This window comes from Streptomyces sp. CA-250714 (assembly GCF_050936705.1).
Taxonomy (GTDB): Bacteria; Actinomycetota; Actinomycetes; order Streptomycetales; family Streptomycetaceae; genus Streptomyces.
On the sequence record NZ_JBNJMI010000001.1, the window covers coordinates 873,079 to 889,159 of the forward strand.

Consider the following 16,081-nt stretch of genomic DNA (forward strand, 5'->3'; position numbering starts at 1 on the left):
CACGGAAGGAAAACTCCAGAATGTCAACCGAAGCCGCCACGTCGTCTCCCACCTACGGGAACTGGCGTCGGCCGAGGCGGCCGGGGCTCGGGTCGTTCGGCCTGCTCGGCACCGTCGGTGTGTTCGGCGGACTCGTCATCACACTGCTGGCCTCGCTGGTCTCGATGACCGCCGCGGCGATCGTGCTGGTCCCGTTGTCCGTGCTGCTCGTCCCCCTGGTGGTGCGCACTCAGGACGGGCGGAACGCCTACCAGTTGCTCGCCGTGCGGATCGGCTGGATCCGGCGGAAGGCCAAGGGGTCGACCACCTTCGTCTCGGGCCCGCTCTCCCGTCGGTCCGGCGGACGGTTCCGGCCCCCCGGGCTGCTCAGCCAGTTGGAGATGTACGAGGGCAGGGACGCCTACGACCGTGAGTTCGGCGTGCTCCACCAGCCCAGCCGCAATCTGTACACCATCGTGCTCGGCTGCGACCCCGACGGCGGCTCCCTGGTCGACCCCGACCAGGTGGACAACTGGGTTGCCTCCTGGGGCGGCTGGCTGGCCCGGCTGGCCCATGAACCGGGCCTGCGGGGCGCCTCCGTCATCGTCGAGACGGCGCCCGACTCGGGCACCCGGCTCGCCCACGAGGTCCTGCCACGCCTCTCCCCCGACGCGCCGGCGGCGGCGCGTGCCGTGATGGAGGAGGTCGTCGAACGCTACCCGGAGGCCTCCTCCGAGATGCACACATACGTCACGCTCACCTACGGCGTCCCGGCGGGGCGGAAGACCAAGCCGGAGGACATGATCCTCGACCTGGCGACCCGCATCCCGGGCCTGCTGTCCGGGCTGGTGGGAGGGGGCGGCGGGGCCGCCTACCCGCTGTCGGCGGAACGCGTCGCCGAGATCGTGCGGGTGGCGTACGACCCCGAAGTCGCCGGGGAAGTCCTCGCCCTCCGTGCCCAGGACGGCAGCACCGGACTGGAGTGGGAGGACGCGGGCCCCACGGCCTGCGTCGAGCACGTGGGCTCCTACCACCACGACTCCGGGGTCTCCCGGACCTGGCTGCTGACGCTGGCGCCGCGTGGAACGGTGCGGGCCAACGTGCTCCAGGGGCTGCTGGAGGTCACCCCGGGCATCCGCCGCAAGCGGGTCGCGCTGCTCTACCGGCCCATCGATCCGGCCACCTCGGCGCGCATCGTGGAGGCCGACCGCCGCGCGGCCCAGTTCATGGCCACCTCCCGGCGCGGCATGATCCAGGCACGGGCGGCCACGGAGGTGCGTGCCGCCGAGCAGACCGCGCAGGAGGAGGCGACCGGCGCCGGCCTGGTGGAGTTCTCGATGATGCTGACGGTAACCGTGGACGCCGACGAGGAACTGGACGACGCCGACACGGCCGTCCGCAACCTCCAGGGCATCTCGCGGCTGTCGATGCGCCCGGCCGACCGGATGCAGGCGGCGGCCTTCAGTTGCACGCTGCCCGTCGGCATCCTGCCCTGGGAGCACACGCTGGTGCCGCGCAACATCCGGGAGGCGCTGTGAGCGCGCGCGGCGGCAACGGACGTTCCACCGGCAAGGCGAACGCGCGATCGAGGGCGCCGCTGCCCTCCTCGCGCGGCTGGCCCGGGCCCGGCGGCGGTCAGGTCGGCAGCCTGGATCCGCCCACCATGTGGCGGGCCACGACGGTGCAGGCGTGCGGGCTGTGGCCGTTCGCCGCGGGCTCGGGCGCGCCGATGTCGGGCGTGCCGCTGGGACAGCACCTGCACACCGGGGCCGCGGTGTGCGGGGATCCGATCTCGTGGTTCACCCGGGCCCGCTACATCTCCAACCCGTCGCTGTTCATGCTCGGCATGCCGGGGCTGGGGAAGTCCACCCTGGTCAACAGGATGCTGATCGGCCTGGCCGCGACCGGCGTGGTGCCGCTGGTGCTCGGCGACCTCAAGCCCGACTACGCCGACACGGTCCGGGCCCTGGGCGGACAGGTGATCTCCATCGGGCGCGGCACGGGCGGCATCAACGTGCTCGACCCCGGCGCCATGGGCGCTGCCGCCGCCAAGATCGGCGGGGCGCGGGGCCGGGCGCTGGAGGCCGAGACGCACGGGCGGGTGCTGAACATGGTCGCCGCGCTGGTGTCCATCGTCCGCAACCGCCCCATGGACGACCACGAACAGGCCGTGCTCTCGGCCGTCCTGCATCATCTGCACGACCGGACGCCGACGGGCCGGGCGCCGGTGCTGCCCGACGTCCTGGAGGTGCTCGACGCGGGCCCCGACCGGGTCAGGGCCGTGACCCTGGACCGCGGGGACGACGCCCGGTACCGGGACATCATCGACCCCCTGCACCGCTCGCTCCTGGGCATCCTGGACGGGCCGCTGGGCGACACCTTCGCCTCCGAGACCTCCACCCGTATCGATCTGAACGCTCCGGCCGTGTGTGTGGACATCTCCCGGATCGGAGAGGCGGACACCCAGTTGACCGCTGCGGCGATGCTGGCCGCGTGGTCCGACGGGCTCGGCTCGGTGGCCACCTCGCACGCGCTGGCCGACGAGGGCCTGGCGCCGCGGCGCTGGTTCTTCACGGTGCTGGACGAACTCTGGCGGCCGTTGCGCGCCGCGTCGGGCATCGTCGACCGTATCGACGCGCTCACCCGGCTCAACCGCACGCTCGGCCTGGGCGACGCGAAGATCACTCACACGCTCAAGGACGCGGAGGCCCTGGGCACCGACTCCGACCGGGCCAAGGCACGCGGCTTCGTGGAGCGCGCGGGCATGGTCGTGTGCGCGGGTCTGCCGCGCAACGAGATGGAGGAGCTGGGCCGGACCGTCGGCCTGTCCCAGCGGGAGATCGACCTGGTCTCTTCCTGGTCCTCGCCGCCGGGCTGGGCCATGACCGGCGAGCGCGAGGAGCCCCCGGGCCGGGGCCGCTTCCTGATCAAGGTGGGCGGCCGGCCCGGCATCCCGATCAACGTGAACATCACCGACACCGAGCGCGAGCTGCACGACACCAACTCCCGCTGGACGCAGCGGCGACTGGAAGCGAGGTAGGACCACATGAATGCGCGCGCGGGGAGCACGGACATACACGAGTTGTGGCCCTGGGCCGTCGTGGCGGCGATGGGCTTTGCCCTCGGCTCGTCCGCCGGCGTCTGGTTCGGCGGCACGGTGGGCGCCGCGCTGGCCGGTGCGGGCTGGCACCCTCCGGCGTTCAGCATCACCGTGTTCGCCACCCTGTTCTCGGAGGGAACCGGCACGATGTGGCCCGGCGCACCGCCCGCCGCTGTGTACGCGGGCATCGTGGGCCTGCTCGGTACGTTCGGCGTCGGTGTCTTCTTCGCCGTACGAAAGGTGCTGGGCATGGCCTCCTCCCGGACCAAGGGCCTGGCCGGGAGGAAGGAGCTGGCCGCCATGGGCCCCAAGGGCATCGCGGCACGCGCCCGCGAGCTGCGCCCCTCCCTGAAGGGCCGTGCCGAGCTGCATCCGGACGAGACCGGCAATCTGCTCGGCGACCTGGAGCCGAGCGGGCCCGAACTGCGCTCCTCCTTCGAGGACGTCGAGCTGGACCTGATGGCCCCGCGTGCGGGCAAGTCCACGGGTATCGCCGTCCCCCGGGTGCTGCGCGCCAACGGCGCCGTGCTGCTGACCTCCAACAAGTCCGACGTCTACGCCGTCACCCGGGCCGAGCGCGAGAAGTCCGGCAGGGTGTGGACGTTCGATCCGCAGGGCATCGCGCACTCGCCACGCCACATGTGGTGGGACATGCTGGCCGACTGCACCACCGTCGAGGGGGCCCGCCGGCTGTCCGGGCACTTCGTCGCCTCCGTCAACGACGACCAGTCGAAGAAGGACTTCTGGATCTCCGCGGCCCAGAACACGCTCACGGCGCTGTTCCTCGCCGCGGCACGCGGCCGTTGCTCCGTGACGGATCTGCTCGGCTGGCTCGCCGACCCCGCCGACCGCACCCCTGTCGATGTGCTGCGCGATGTGAACATGCCCGCCATGGCCGAACAGCTGCAGGGCACCGTGCGCGGCGCGGTGGAGACCCGCGACGGCATCTACGAGACGGCGCGGCAGTGCGTGGCCTGCCTGCTCGACCCGGAGATCGCCGCGTGGGTCGCCCCCGACCCGCGGCTGCCCGAGTTCCGCCCGCATGAGCACGTGCTCACCCAGGACACCCTCTATCTGCTCTCCAAGGACGGCGGCGGCTCCGCCGCCGGCATCATCGCGGGCCTCGCCGACGCCACGCTGCGCGCCGGGGTGATCGCCGCCGAACGGATGGGAGGCCGGCTCGACCCGCCGATGACCGCGGTGCTGGACGAGGCAGCCAACGTCTGCCGCATCTCCGACCTCCCCGACCTCTACAGCCACCTCGGCTCCCGCGGCATCAACGTCGTCACCCTGCTGCAGAGTTACCGCCAGGGCGCGCGTGTCTGGGGCGACGCGGGGATGGACGCGCTGTGGAGCGCCGCCACCGTCAAACTCCTCGGCGCCGGGCTCGACGACGCCGACTTCGTGGACAAGATCTCCAAGCTCGTCGGGCAGCGGGATGTGAAGACGCCGAGCTACTCGCGCAGCAAGGACGGCGGCTCCCGCTCGGTCTCCTACCGCCTGGACCCGGTGCTGCCCCCGGACAAGATCCGCGCCCTGCCCAAGGGCACGGCGCTGTTGCTGGCCACCGGTATCCGTCCGGCGCTCATCCGGCTCCGGCCGTGGTTCAAGGAGCCCGGCGCCGCGGCGATCTCGGCCGCCGCCAAGGCCGAGCTGGACGCGATCACCGAACGGGCCTCCCGCGCGTGGGCACAGAGCCCGCACGGCGCGGGAACCTCCCCGGGCGTGGAGCATCTCGAAGGCACGGCGATCCCCGGAATCCCGGACAGCGAGCTGCTGTGGCACAAGGAACCCAGGGAGACGGCTCCGTGAGGCGCGCGAGGCCCGGCTGTCGGACCGTCAGCCGCGGCGTCCCCTGGTCGCCGTGTGGACCAGCCATTCGACCGGGCCATACCGTACGCGGCGCAACAGCCACCCGCTGAGGGCCAGTTGTGCCGCGTAGAGGGCAAGGCACCCGGCCAGTACGGCCACGGCGCCGATACGGCCGTACAGCCCGAGGCCGTAGCCGGTGAACACCAGCGCCATGGCCAGCGACTGCGTCAGATAGTTGGTGAGCGCCATCCGGCCGGCCGGGGCCAGCGCGTCACCGATCCGCAGCGCAGCGCCGCGCCCCGTGCGCAGCACCAGCAGGAGTCCGCCGGCGTACGCGGCGGCCAGGGCCGGGGCGGTGAGCACTCCGACGGCCAGGCCGATGTCGCTCCAGCGCGCGCCCAACGGCCCGTTGCGGCACAGCGCCTCGACCACCCCGCCGACCAGGCCCACCGGCAGTCCGTACCGCAGCAGACGCGTCAACTGCGAGCGGGACGGGCCCGGATCGGCGAGCACTTGATGATTGCCCGCGGCCAGGCCCACCAGAAAGGCCGCCAGCAGGTGCGGCGCGAAGAGCAGGTCACCGGCGAGCATCCCGCGCCACTGCCCCAGGTTGGCCTGGACGACAGAGGCCGGATCGCCCAGGTAGGCGGCCGCGGTGTGGGCCACCGCCGAGTGCTGCGGGACGGGTCCGGCCGGGGCCACGAGAGCGAGCAGTCCCCTGCCGAGCAGCAGGACACCCAGCGCCACGGTCAGCAGACCCGCCACCCGCAGCGCGGTGCGCGGTGCCATCCCGCGGGCGGCGAACAGGACGAGGCCCAGCACCGCGTAGGTCATCAGGATGTCGCCCGGGAACAGCAGCACGGCGTGCGCCAGGCCGAGGGCGAACAGGCACAGCAGCCGCCGCAGATGCCGCGGGCCGAACGCCACCCCCTCGCGCGCGGCCGACCGCGCTTGCAGCGTAAAGCTGTACCCGAACAGAAACGAGAAGAGTAGGTAAAACTTTCCGCTGACCAGCGCCGTGACGAGCCAGGCGACCGCCGTGTCAGCGGACGACGCGCCGGGCCGCGCGCCGAGGTCCGCGTACGGACCGGCCATGACCTGGACGTTGACCAGCAGGATGCCCAGCAGCGCGAAGCCACGCAGGGCGTCGACGTCCCTGATACGCCGCGGTGGCGCGGCCCGGTCGGCCGCCCGTCCGACGCCCTTGGTGGCCGCACCCGTTCCCTCGTTCGCGGACAATGCCGTGCCCCTCCGTGGTGCCTTGCGCCGGTACGTCGGTTGCCGTGCGCCTGTACGTCGCGGGCCACCACGGGACGCGGGCCGAAGGGGTTCACGATTCCGCAAGTTCCTTTCACAAGAGCTCGATTGATTGAATTCCGAACTACCCTTGTTTGCGGTAACGTCGCACACGTGAACGTGAGTCAGAAGGCACTGCGTTTCGCCGTTCTCGGGCCTGTCCAGGCATGGCGCGCGGAACAGGAACTCCCGCTCGGACCCCCTCAGCAGCGAGCAGTGCTGGCGGCACTGCTGCTGCGACGCGGACGCCCCGCCACAACCGATGACCTCATCGACGCGCTCTGGGGCCAGGAACCGCCGACGGGTGCGCTGACCGTACTGCGTACGTACATCTCGCGGCTGCGCAAGGCGCTGGAGCCGGGCCGGGACGCGGGCGAGGCTCCGCGGGTGATCGCCTCGGCAGCGGGCGGCTATCGCATCCGCATCCCCGAAGACGCCCTCGACCTGGGCGTCTTCGAGCGGCGCATGGCCGAGGCGAAGAAGCTCCACACCGCGGGCGACTTCGGCGCGGCGGCGGAACTGCTCCATGCAGCACTGGAGTTGTGGGACGGCACGCCGCTGGCGGGACTCCCCGGACCGCTGGCCGAATCCGAGCGGTACCGGCTCGACGAACTGCGGCTGACCGCGCTCGAAACCCGACTGGAGATCGACCTGCGGCTCGGGCGCCACGAGGGGATATGCGCCGAACTGCGCTCACTGGCCGACGAGTATCCGCTGCGCGAGCGGCTGTCCGAGCTGCTCATGCTGGCGCTGTACCGGTCCGGGCGGCAGGCCGAGGCGCTGACGGCCTACCGCAAGGTGCGGGACACCCTGGTGGCGGAGCTGGGCGTCGAGCCGGGCCCCTCGCTCGCGGACCTGCACAGCCGGATCCTGAACGGCGAGCCGTCGCTGTCGCCCCCCGACCCGGCGGAGCCCGCCCAGCGGCCCACACCCGCCGCCACATCGCCCGCGCCCCACCCGCCCGCGCCGTCCGCCGTCCGCCCGGCACAGCTCCCCGCCGATCTGACGGTCTTCACCGGCCGGGACTCCGAACTCGCCCGGAGCCACGCCCTGCTGCCGTCCGAAGGGCAGTACCCGGCCGCCGTGGTGATCAGCGCGATCGGCGGCATGGCGGGGGTCGGCAAGACCACCTTGGCGGTGCGCTGGGCCCACGAGATCGCCCACCGCTTCCCCGACGGCCAGCTGTACGTCAATCTCCGCGGTTTCTCCCCCACCGGCTCGGCCATGCTTCCGGACGAGGCCGTGCACACCTTCCTGGAGGCGCTCGGCGTTTCTCCGGAGCAGATGCCCAGCCGGACGGACGCACGCATCGCGCTGTACCGCAGCATGCTCGCCGACCGGCGCGTGCTGGTCCTGCTGGACAACGCCCGGGACACCGAGCAGGTCCGTCCGCTGCTGCCCACCGGTCCCGGCTGCCTGGCCATCGTCACCAGCCGTAACCGGCTCAGCGGCCTGATCGCGAACGACGGGGCGCGGCCGCTGACGCTGAGCCCGCTCTCGCACGCCGAGGCGCGGGAGTTCCTGGCCTCCCGTATCGGGGCCGAGCGGCTGGTGGCGGAACCGGAGGCGGCGGACGACCTCGTCACTCGCTGCGCCCGGCTGCCGCTGGCCCTGGCCATCGTCGCCGTCCGTGCCACCACCCACCCCAGCTTCCCGCTCCGCGCCATCGCCGACGAACTCCGCGACAGCCACGGCAGCCTGGACGCCTTCGCGAGCGGGGACATCGGCACGGATGTGCGGGCGGTGTTCTCCTGGTCGTATCACGCGCTGTCCGCCCCCGCGGCGCGGCTCTTCCGACTCTTGGCGACCCACCCCGGACCGGACGTCTCGGCACCCGCCGCGGCGGCACTGGCGGGGCTCGGCGTCCGCGAGACCCGCGGACTGCTCGGCGAACTCACCCATGCCCACCTGCTCACCGAACACTTCCCCGGCCGCTACGTCTTTCACGATCTGGTGAGGGTCTACGCCGCCGAGTGCGCCGACGCCGAGGAGGCCGCCGCGCACCGCGACCGCGCTGTCGAGCAGGTCCTCACCTGGTATCTGCACACCGCGGACGCCGCCTCCCAGCTGATCACCCCCCAGCGCCCGCGCGTCCCTCTCCCCCCACCGCCCGCCGACTGCCGGCCTCTGGAATTCACCGCCTACGACCACGCGCTGGACTGGTGCACGACCGAGCGCCCCAACCTCGTCGCCGCGATCCGCCACGCGGCCACGTACGGCCACCCCGGCCTCGCGTGGCGGCTGACCGCGGCACTGTGGGGCTTCTTCTACCTGCGCAACCACGCCTACGACTGGATCGCCACCACCTGCGCGAGCCGGGACGCGGCCCGCAGCGCCCTCGATCGGCAGGGGGAGGCGGAAAGCCTCACCAACCTCGCCAACGCCCTCACCGTGGCGGGCAATTTCGTCGAGGCCATCGCCGCGTATGAGGAGGCGCTGCCGATCTGGCAGGAACTCGGGGACGACTACGGCGTGCTCCGGGTCAAGGCCAACTTCGGCGACCTCTATCTGCGGGCCGGGCGGTTCGAGGAAGCACTCGATCACATCCATTCGGCGCTCGCGGACGAGCGCGCCCGCGGCGACACATGGGGTGAGGGCGTCGCCTTGCACAACCTGGGCGAGGCGTGTCTGCGGCTCGGCCGGCTCGAGGAGGCCCGCGACTACCTGGAGCAGGGGCTGGTGGTCCAGCGCGCCAGCGACAACCGCTGGGTCGAGGGAGGCACGCTGGACCACCTCGGCACCGTCTGCCATCGGCTCGAGCGCCACACCGACGCCATCGGCTACTACGAGCGGGCGCTCAGGACACACCGGGACGTGGGCAACGAGGTGGGCGTGGCGCAGACCCTCGACCACCTCGCCGACGTCCGGCTGGCCATGGGCGAACCGGACGCGGCGCGCACCGACTGGGGCCAGGCGCTCAAGACGCTGGAGGAGTTCAGCCACCCCGACGCGGTGGAGATCCGCGACAAGCTCAGCGCGCTGGACGACGCCCGCGGCGGCTGAGCCCGGCCGGCGCGTCGGCCTCACGGCTTCCGCAGGCGCCACTGGTGCTCCTCGCCCTCGCAGCCGACGATCGCCAACTGGTCGTCCTCCGTCGAGGCGTCGAGGCAGAGGTCGCCGCTGACGTGATTGCGGATCCAGAACGTGCCGCCCGGCCGCTCGTCGAACCACCACAGCTGGTTGTCGGCAATGGCACGGCAGTTGAACTCGGCAGCCTCAGTGGTGGCCGGCGCCGGACCGTAACCGGCCACGTCCAGGCAGAGGTCGTCCTTGACGTTGCGGATCAGATAGAGGTCGACGCCCCCGGGTCCGGTGCCGTCCCCGCGGCGGTCCAGGCTCCACCGCTGGTTGCCGTTGCCGATGGTGTCGCACGCGCCCGTACGGACCGGGGTGGTCGGTCGGCCCTTGCCGATGCCGGGGATGTCCAGACACTGGTCGGTGCGCTCGCTCACCACGTTGACAGCGCCGGAGGGAATCGTGGCCTTCGGCTGACCCCGGGCGGGCTTGTCGGGACTGCCGGGGCGGGTGGCGGACGGCTTCGGCTCGCCGGGTGAGGGACTGGAAGAGGGCTTCTTGGACGGCTTCTTCGAGGGGGACCCTGAGGCACTCCCGGAGGGGAACGGAGGGCGGGACGGACGGAGCTTCGTGGGCTTGTCGCGCCGCTCGTCCTTCTTCTTGTCGGCCACGCTCTTCTGTTCCCCCTCGCCCCCCTGGGAACCGACCAGCATGAGCGGCGTGGTGACGAGCACCGCCACTGCCACGCCCGCCGCGACGACGACCCACGGCCGCTTCAGCATGCCGCCGGGCTCGAACTCCTCGTCCGACCCGCGTGTCGTCCCTCCGCCGCCGGGCGGGCGACGGGTGATCGTCGGACGGCGAACCGACGGGCGCGGGATCGAGGGGCGTGGGATGGACGCGGTGCCGGCCTGCTGTCCGGCCGCCTCCTGACCCGGCGGGCCCGTCCGCCCGGTTGCCCCGGACGGCAGGTCGGGCCCGCCGCCGACACCGCCTCGGGGCGTCTCGGCTTCCGCAGCTGTCGCCCCGCCGGTGGCCGCCGACCCGGTGTCCTGCTCCAGGACCCGGCTGGAACCGTCGGGACCGACCTCGACCCGTACCGCGTAACCCGTGGCCGGGTTGGAGATGGCCGCCGTCACCACGTCGTCCCGGACCCGCGCGAACCCCTGCAGCGTGTCGAGGATCGCGGCGTCGAGCGGCTGGTCGCCCAGCACCGGGACAGGCTCTCCGTCAATGGTGGCGGCGCCGTCCGCGATGATCACCTGGAAAGGCGCGTACGGTCGTGCCCGCGCCCCTGTCGGCTGTGCTTCTCCGCTCTCGCTCATGTGGATCCACTCCCTGACGCCTTCGTTTGCATGGAACTCACGCGTCGAAACGGCCCATGGGCCGCATCGGTTCAGTGCCACAGCCCCAAGGAACTGGTCGCGGGGAAACAGCCATGCAGAAAGGGAAGGGGCCTGACCGCTCCGGGGGGAGGGAGCGGTCAGCCCCCAGTTCTTGGTGAGAGGCCGCCCGCGGGGGAAGGCGGCCTCTCACCCGCTCCTACGGATCGCCCCGCGGACCGGTTCACCTCAGACAGCCGATTTGTTCCACCGCTTGTTGGTGTCGTTCACGGCCAACTCCCCCGGTGTCAGGTCCACATGGAGCGGTATGCCGGGACGGCTGCCGACCTTGACGAGGAAGTTGCCCAGGCCCGGCGGGTCGGCCCGGCGGCTGAGCGCACCGTCCCACGCCGGGGGCGTCGACCAGTCCACGAGCAGCCGCTTCTCGGCCTCCGTCAGCTCCACCACCTGGCCGAGTTGAGGCATCTCGGCGGGCGGCAGGCCCGCGCAGACCACCATGCCCGCACGTTCCACGAAGCCCTTGGCCTTGATCCGGTCCTCTTCGGTGGGCAGCGCGAGCAGATCGCCGATGGTGTGGGTGACCATGGCCAGGCCCACGCCGCGCTGCCGGTCCAGGCGGGTGAGGGCGTTGACCCGGTCGACCAGGCCGCGGCCGGCCTGCAGCACCCGCCACAACTCGTCCATGACCAGGAAGTAGTTGCGCTGCGGCTCCAGCCCGGCGTCCGCGAGGGCGTGCGCGGCGGAGACCGCGCCGAAGCCGTAGGACCAGCACGACAGCAGCGCGGCGGCCTGGAGCACCGTCTCGCTGTCGTCGATGTTGCTGATGTCGAAACACACCGGGCGGTCGAGCTTCATCGGCTCCGTCGTCGGGCGGGCGAAGGAGTCGCCCAGCAGGCCGTCGCCCAACAGCGCGGTGAGCGAGGCCTCCAGGTTCTCGGTGATGTCCCAGTACCGCGCCAGGTCACCGCGGTCCAGCGCGACGGCCCGCAGCGGCTCCGGCGCGTCCTTGATGAGCCGCACCAGGTCAGCGAGCACCGGTGTGTGACCGGGGTCGTGCCGGTCGTCGAGCAGAGCCAGCGCCGTGGCCAGCAGCGTCTCCTCGCGGTCGCTCGGCGGCTCGGAGCGCAGGATCGTCACCAGCGCCGAGACCATGTTGAGACGGCGGCTGTGGACGGCGGACAGGAGCCCCCGGCGCGCGCTGCCGGTGAGCCGGGCGGCCGCCGCGGTGGACTCGCCGGGGTCGAGGACGTTGAGGTGCCCGCGTCCCCGGCCCAGGCTGATGACCTGTCCGCCGATCTCCCGGATCAGATCGACGTAGTCGGGCTTGAGGTCGCCGAAGATGAGCGGGTGCACCCCGTAGCCGGACAGTCCGAGCGCCATCCGCCGCACCACGGTGGACTTGCCGAGCCCGGGACGGCCGAGCACGAACATCGAGGGGCTGGCCAGCAGTCCCGTGCGCATGAACCAGCTGACCGGATCGCAGCACACAGTGGCGCCGGAATCCAGGTCACGGCCGAGGGGCACCCCCACCATGGGGGTTCCGGCCCCCGCGCCGAACGGCCACAGGCCGCAGACCTGCACGGAGGTGCCGCGCCATTCCGGTGCGGGGTCGACGTAGCCGACCATGCCGCCGCCCCTTCCCGGCCAGCCCCGCGCGGTGGCCTGCGGCCGGCTGTTGGCGGCTCTGGGTGCCCCCGTCTTGTCCTTTCGGCCCCGCGTTTTCTCGGTCGTACGTGCCATTGATTCCTCCTGTGTACTGCCTGCGGGTCGCGTTGTGGCTGGTCGCGCAGTTCCCCGCGCCCCTGACGGGGCGCGTCCGCCTACATCGCGTCCCGCACCGTCTGCGGGAGGGCCGTATGCAGGGGCAGCACCAAACCCAGCGGCAACGCGGCAGCGAACGCCGCGGCCTGTGAGCCGTAAACCGGCCGGACGGCAATCCGCGCCGCGGGCGCCAGGTTGTCGACGGCGGCGGTCGCCCTCGGCAGATCCGCTGCGGAGTCGACGGTCGCGGTGATCAGCATGCCGAACTGGATCACCCCGTGTCCCTGGGCCTGTTCCTCGGCCGCCTTCCGCGCCGCCGCCACTTCCGCGTCGTCGCTCGCCCGTCCGATCGGTGACTGTTGCGCCGTGAACAGGGCGTTCTTGTAGTCCTGTTGGACGACGCGGGCGCTCTCCGCCCTGCTGTGCGGGCGGTAGAGCAGGGTGACGCGCTTGCGCGCGATCTCGCGCGTGGGCTGCACCAGGCCGGTCAGCACGTTGGAGAGAACCTCGCCCTGCGGGGCCTGGGTCATGGCCCAGGTGACGCTGAAGACCCCGTCGTGCCGGTAGTGGTCCCACGCCTCCTCGGCCGCGATGGGGCCCGCCTCGTCCCAGGTCAGCCCGGTGCCTCCGGTGGCGCGCGCCTCTTCCACGAGGACGGCGACGGTCGGGTCGTAGGCGACCCGTATGGCCTCGGCGAGTTCGGTCGCCGTCATCGGTACGGCCGTGCCCGCTCCGGTCATGGACAGCCCCGCGGTCAGGCCCGGCAGTCGAGTGCCGATGTGGACCGCCATGTCCTCGGCGCTGCGCCGGGGTTCGCCGGGGCTCGCCGCGCCGGAGTACGTCACCGCGATACGGGTGGTGATCTGCGCCGATCCGCTGGGGTAGGCGGCGAGTACGTCGCGCAGCATCTGCTGCGCGAGTTCCGGAGCGTCCTCGGTGGCGTTGGTGGAGATCTCCTGCTGGAGCCGGACGCCGGGGTCGGGCGCGGTCTCCACGGTGACGCCGACGGCGACGAGCCCGGGTTCCGAGCCCAGCGCCGAGAGCCACTGGCCCCAGTGGGCCACCCAGGTGTCGACCTGCCGCTCGTCGACGAGGGCTGCGCCGTCCGCGTCGCAGGAGAGGACGACGGTGTGGTGGTTGGTCGCCGGGACGCTGATCACGGCGAAGGGGCGGCCGTAACCGTCCTGCGCCTCGCTGAGGGAGGACTGCGCGGCCAGCCCGGGCAGCCGGCACGTCCCGTTCCCCGCCCGGCCCAGCGGGCCCGAGCGGTACAGGTTGCCGCCGGAGGACGTGGTGCGCCACCAGGCCAGCCGGACCGCGGCGCGCTGCATCAGCGTACGGCCGTGGCGGTCACGCAGCGCCAGCGGAGCCATGGCCAGCGCCAGCAGGACGGCCAGCGCCAGCGCGGCCCAGAGGGAGACCAGTGTGGTGAGGACGACGGCGATCAGGCCGCCGAACACCAGCAGCGTCGCTCCCAGGGACAGGCCCCGGAGCCCGGAGGTGCGCGGCTTGCGGAAGTTGCCGTAGGTGCGTGGGGTGTGTAGGTCAGTCGCTGCCACGGGATTCCCTCTGCTGGTCATCGTGGTGGGGGTGGGTCGTCTGCAGGTCAGTGGTCTGGCGGTCAGTGGTCTGGCCGTCAGTTGCCAGCCGGTCGCGCGTCGTCGCGGGCGCGGAGGGGAGCAACTCCTTGCCGGATCCGTCCTGTTCGGCGCTTGGTTGCTCGCCGGGCCGGTTGCGTACGGCTGACGGGTGCGGGTGCCGGGCGCGTTCGGCGATGGTGGCCGTGGTGTGCTCGCCGCCCGGGGGCACGTGCGGCGTACCGCCGGCGCCATGCGCCGGGCGGCGCACTGCCGCACTGCCCGGGGCGCCGCGCGCGCCGGTCGCCTCGGGCCGGTCCATGCTCAGCGTGGCCCCGGAGACCGGCCGCCCGGCGGCGAGGCCGCGCAGTTGCGGCACGGTCTGCGCACCCGTGGCCGAGGGGCGGTCTCCGCTGTCGGCACGGGATGTGGAGCCGCGGCCCGTGCCCGAGAGCGCGGTCTGCGCCACGGGCGCCGCGAGCCGCAGCAGCGCGGGCAGGGTGAAGCAGGCCAGCACGAGCAGGACGACTCCGGAGACCATGGAGATGATCTCGCTTCCCTCCCCGTCCCCCTCCGTGCCGGGCATCGAGAACGCCGCCGCGTACACGATCGCCGCGGCCGGCTTGTAGAGCACGAAGGCCAGCAGCCAGCCCACGGACTTGCGGAACCAGGCCCGCCCTGCCGGGGTGGAACTCGCCGCCGCCGAGAGCGGGAGCGTGCCGGCGAGAATCACCAGCAGCGCCACCCGCACGATCAGGAGGGCGATCTGCGCCACGCTGGCCGCGATCACCAGTACGGACATGATCAGGACCAGGAAGGACGAGTCCGCGTCCCCGAGCGCGAGCATGGCCGAGACCCGTTTGTCGAACTCGGACACGCACTGCTCGACGGGCTCGCCGTCCGGGCTGATCTGGCGGCACCCCGTGGACCTGTCGATGATCCACACGCTGAACCTGTCCCCTGCCACGGTCAGCAGGTTGGCGGCGGCCACTCCGGCCGAGGAGACCACGACCAGGTTGAGCAGCCCCTGCAGGGCCTGCTTGCCGGGTTCGCTGCGGCGCTGCCAGGCGATGTGCCCGGCCGCGATGAGCAGGCACAGGACGGCGGTGAAGGAGGTGAACCACACGGTGGAGCCGCGCAGGAACTCCACGGGGCCGCTGTCCGCACCGAGGTCGGGGCTCTCGATCGACGCCCACGCGCTGCCGAGTGCCTTGACGGTGGACGCCGCCGCCTCGGCCGCGCTGTCGACGATGTTGTCGAACGCGCTGTCGCCGAGGTCCTGAGGGCTCGTGCCCTTGCCCTCCCCCACGCAGTAGCCGCCGACCGTGGGACGCGCGAAGCCGAAGTCGCAGCCCGCCATCACACACCGCCCCACTTGACGTATCCGGCGAGGGAGTCGACGGGGGTGGGCGCCGCCGGATCGGCCGGGTACTCCAGCCGCCAGTCGCCGTCCCGCCACAGCACCGTCGTGGTGGCGGCCTGCATCCGGCCGTCCGGGAACCGCCACACGGTCTGGATCACCGCCGTGCTGCTGGTGTACGTGACGAACTTGAAGCCCGCGATCTGTCCCTGCGCCTGTCCGTCGTTCAGCTCCTCGCCCTGCCCCTCGCCGCCCGGCGTCTCCGGGCCAGCTGTGCGCTCCGCCTTGGCCCGGGCGGCGATGTAGGACTGGCGCCCCGCGCCGACGGTCTGCGTACGCGTCACCTGCCGCCAGTCGTCAGCGGCCAGGTACCGCACGCTGATCTGACTGGTCGCCAGCAGTGCGCCGAGCGGGGTGTGCGCGTAGCAGCGGGCCACGTCCCGCTCGGTCACGGCCGGGCCCGCGGCCTTCGAGGAGGGCAGGGCGACGCCCTGGAACAGCGTCCAGGTGACGCCTCCGGGCATCTCGGCGGGCAACTCCTTCCGCTTGTCGGCCAGTTCGGGACACGAGGCGCCCGCGCCGCCCGCCGCCGACGGGGGAGATTCCGTGGCGCCGCCGCCCGCCGGGGGTGTCGCCTTGCGTGCTGCCGAGGCCGCGGTGGAGCCGTCCTCCCGGCCGCCGGGCCCTGAGGAGTCGGAGGTGATGAGGACCACCGCTCCGATGACGGCCACGAAGCCGATGAACGCGACCGCGAGGACGAAGCCGCCACGCAGCCACGGGCTGCGCGGCTCGTCGTCGCCCGCGCGGTTGCCGGACTCTGCCATGTCCCTGCCCATCC

Annotated in this window: 10 protein-coding genes; 4 read left to right on the forward strand and 6 right to left on the reverse strand. The window is 72.5% G+C overall.

Going from position 1 to position 16,081, the window contains the following annotated elements; genetic code table 11:
- Positions 1-20 precede the first annotated feature (20 nt).
- From ACQEU8_RS04005 to ACQEU8_RS04015, 3 genes are read left to right on the forward strand one after another with little or no spacing between them, the layout of a single operon-like run.
- Complete coding sequence (locus tag ACQEU8_RS04005; RefSeq protein ID WP_433096844.1) at positions 21-1,517, forward strand: SCO6880 family protein; 1,497 nt, start codon at positions 21-23, stop codon at positions 1,515-1,517.
- 59 nt (positions 1,518-1,576) lie between these two features.
- Positions 1,577-3,019, forward strand: a complete 1,443-nt coding sequence (locus tag ACQEU8_RS04010; protein WP_433102127.1) for an ATP/GTP-binding protein — start codon at positions 1,577-1,579, stop codon at positions 3,017-3,019.
- A gap of 6 nt (positions 3,020-3,025) precedes the next feature.
- Positions 3,026-4,891 (forward strand): TraM recognition domain-containing protein, encoded by a 1,866-nt coding sequence (locus ACQEU8_RS04015; protein ID WP_433096846.1) that lies wholly within the window; start codon positions 3,026-3,028, stop codon positions 4,889-4,891.
- Positions 4,892-4,918: 27 nt separating this feature from the next.
- Here the strand turns inward: ACQEU8_RS04015 and ACQEU8_RS04020 are convergent, their stop codons facing one another.
- Positions 4,919-6,130 carry a DUF418 domain-containing protein gene (locus tag ACQEU8_RS04020; protein WP_433096848.1) on the reverse strand — a complete coding sequence of 404 codons (1,212 nt, stop codon included), beginning with the start codon at positions 6,128-6,130 and terminating at the stop codon, positions 4,919-4,921.
- Positions 6,131-6,301: 171 nt separating this feature from the next.
- Here ACQEU8_RS04020 and ACQEU8_RS04025 point away from each other — a divergent pair, with 171 nt between their 5' ends.
- Positions 6,302-9,190: an AfsR/SARP family transcriptional regulator gene (locus ACQEU8_RS04025; protein ID WP_433096850.1), complete on the forward strand. Its 2,889-nt coding sequence runs from the start codon at positions 6,302-6,304 to the stop codon at positions 9,188-9,190.
- A 20-nt stretch (positions 9,191-9,210) separates the two neighbouring features.
- Here the strand turns inward: ACQEU8_RS04025 and ACQEU8_RS04030 are convergent, their stop codons facing one another.
- From ACQEU8_RS04030 to ACQEU8_RS04050, 5 genes are all read right to left on the reverse strand, one after another.
- Entirely contained in the window at positions 9,211-10,527 is a 1,317-nt protein-coding gene (locus ACQEU8_RS04030; RefSeq protein WP_433096852.1) for an RICIN domain-containing protein, read from the reverse strand.
- Positions 10,528-10,773: 246 nt separating this feature from the next.
- Entirely contained in the window at positions 10,774-12,285 is a 1,512-nt protein-coding gene (locus ACQEU8_RS04035; RefSeq protein ID WP_433096854.1) for an ATP/GTP-binding protein, read from the reverse strand.
- Between the two features lie 80 nt (positions 12,286-12,365).
- Positions 12,366-13,865: an SCO6880 family protein gene (locus tag ACQEU8_RS04040; protein ID WP_433096856.1), complete on the reverse strand. Its 1,500-nt coding sequence runs from the start codon at positions 13,863-13,865 to the stop codon at positions 12,366-12,368.
- Positions 13,852-15,258: a hypothetical protein gene (locus ACQEU8_RS04045; protein WP_433096858.1), complete on the reverse strand. Its 1,407-nt coding sequence runs from the start codon at positions 15,256-15,258 to the stop codon at positions 13,852-13,854. Before ACQEU8_RS04045 ends, ACQEU8_RS04040 begins: the two co-directional genes overlap by 14 nt.
- Entirely contained in the window at positions 15,243-16,067 is an 825-nt protein-coding gene (locus ACQEU8_RS04050; protein ID WP_433096860.1) for a hypothetical protein, read from the reverse strand. Before ACQEU8_RS04050 ends, ACQEU8_RS04045 begins: the two co-directional genes overlap by 16 nt.
- Between the last annotated feature and the right edge of the window lie 14 nt (positions 16,068-16,081).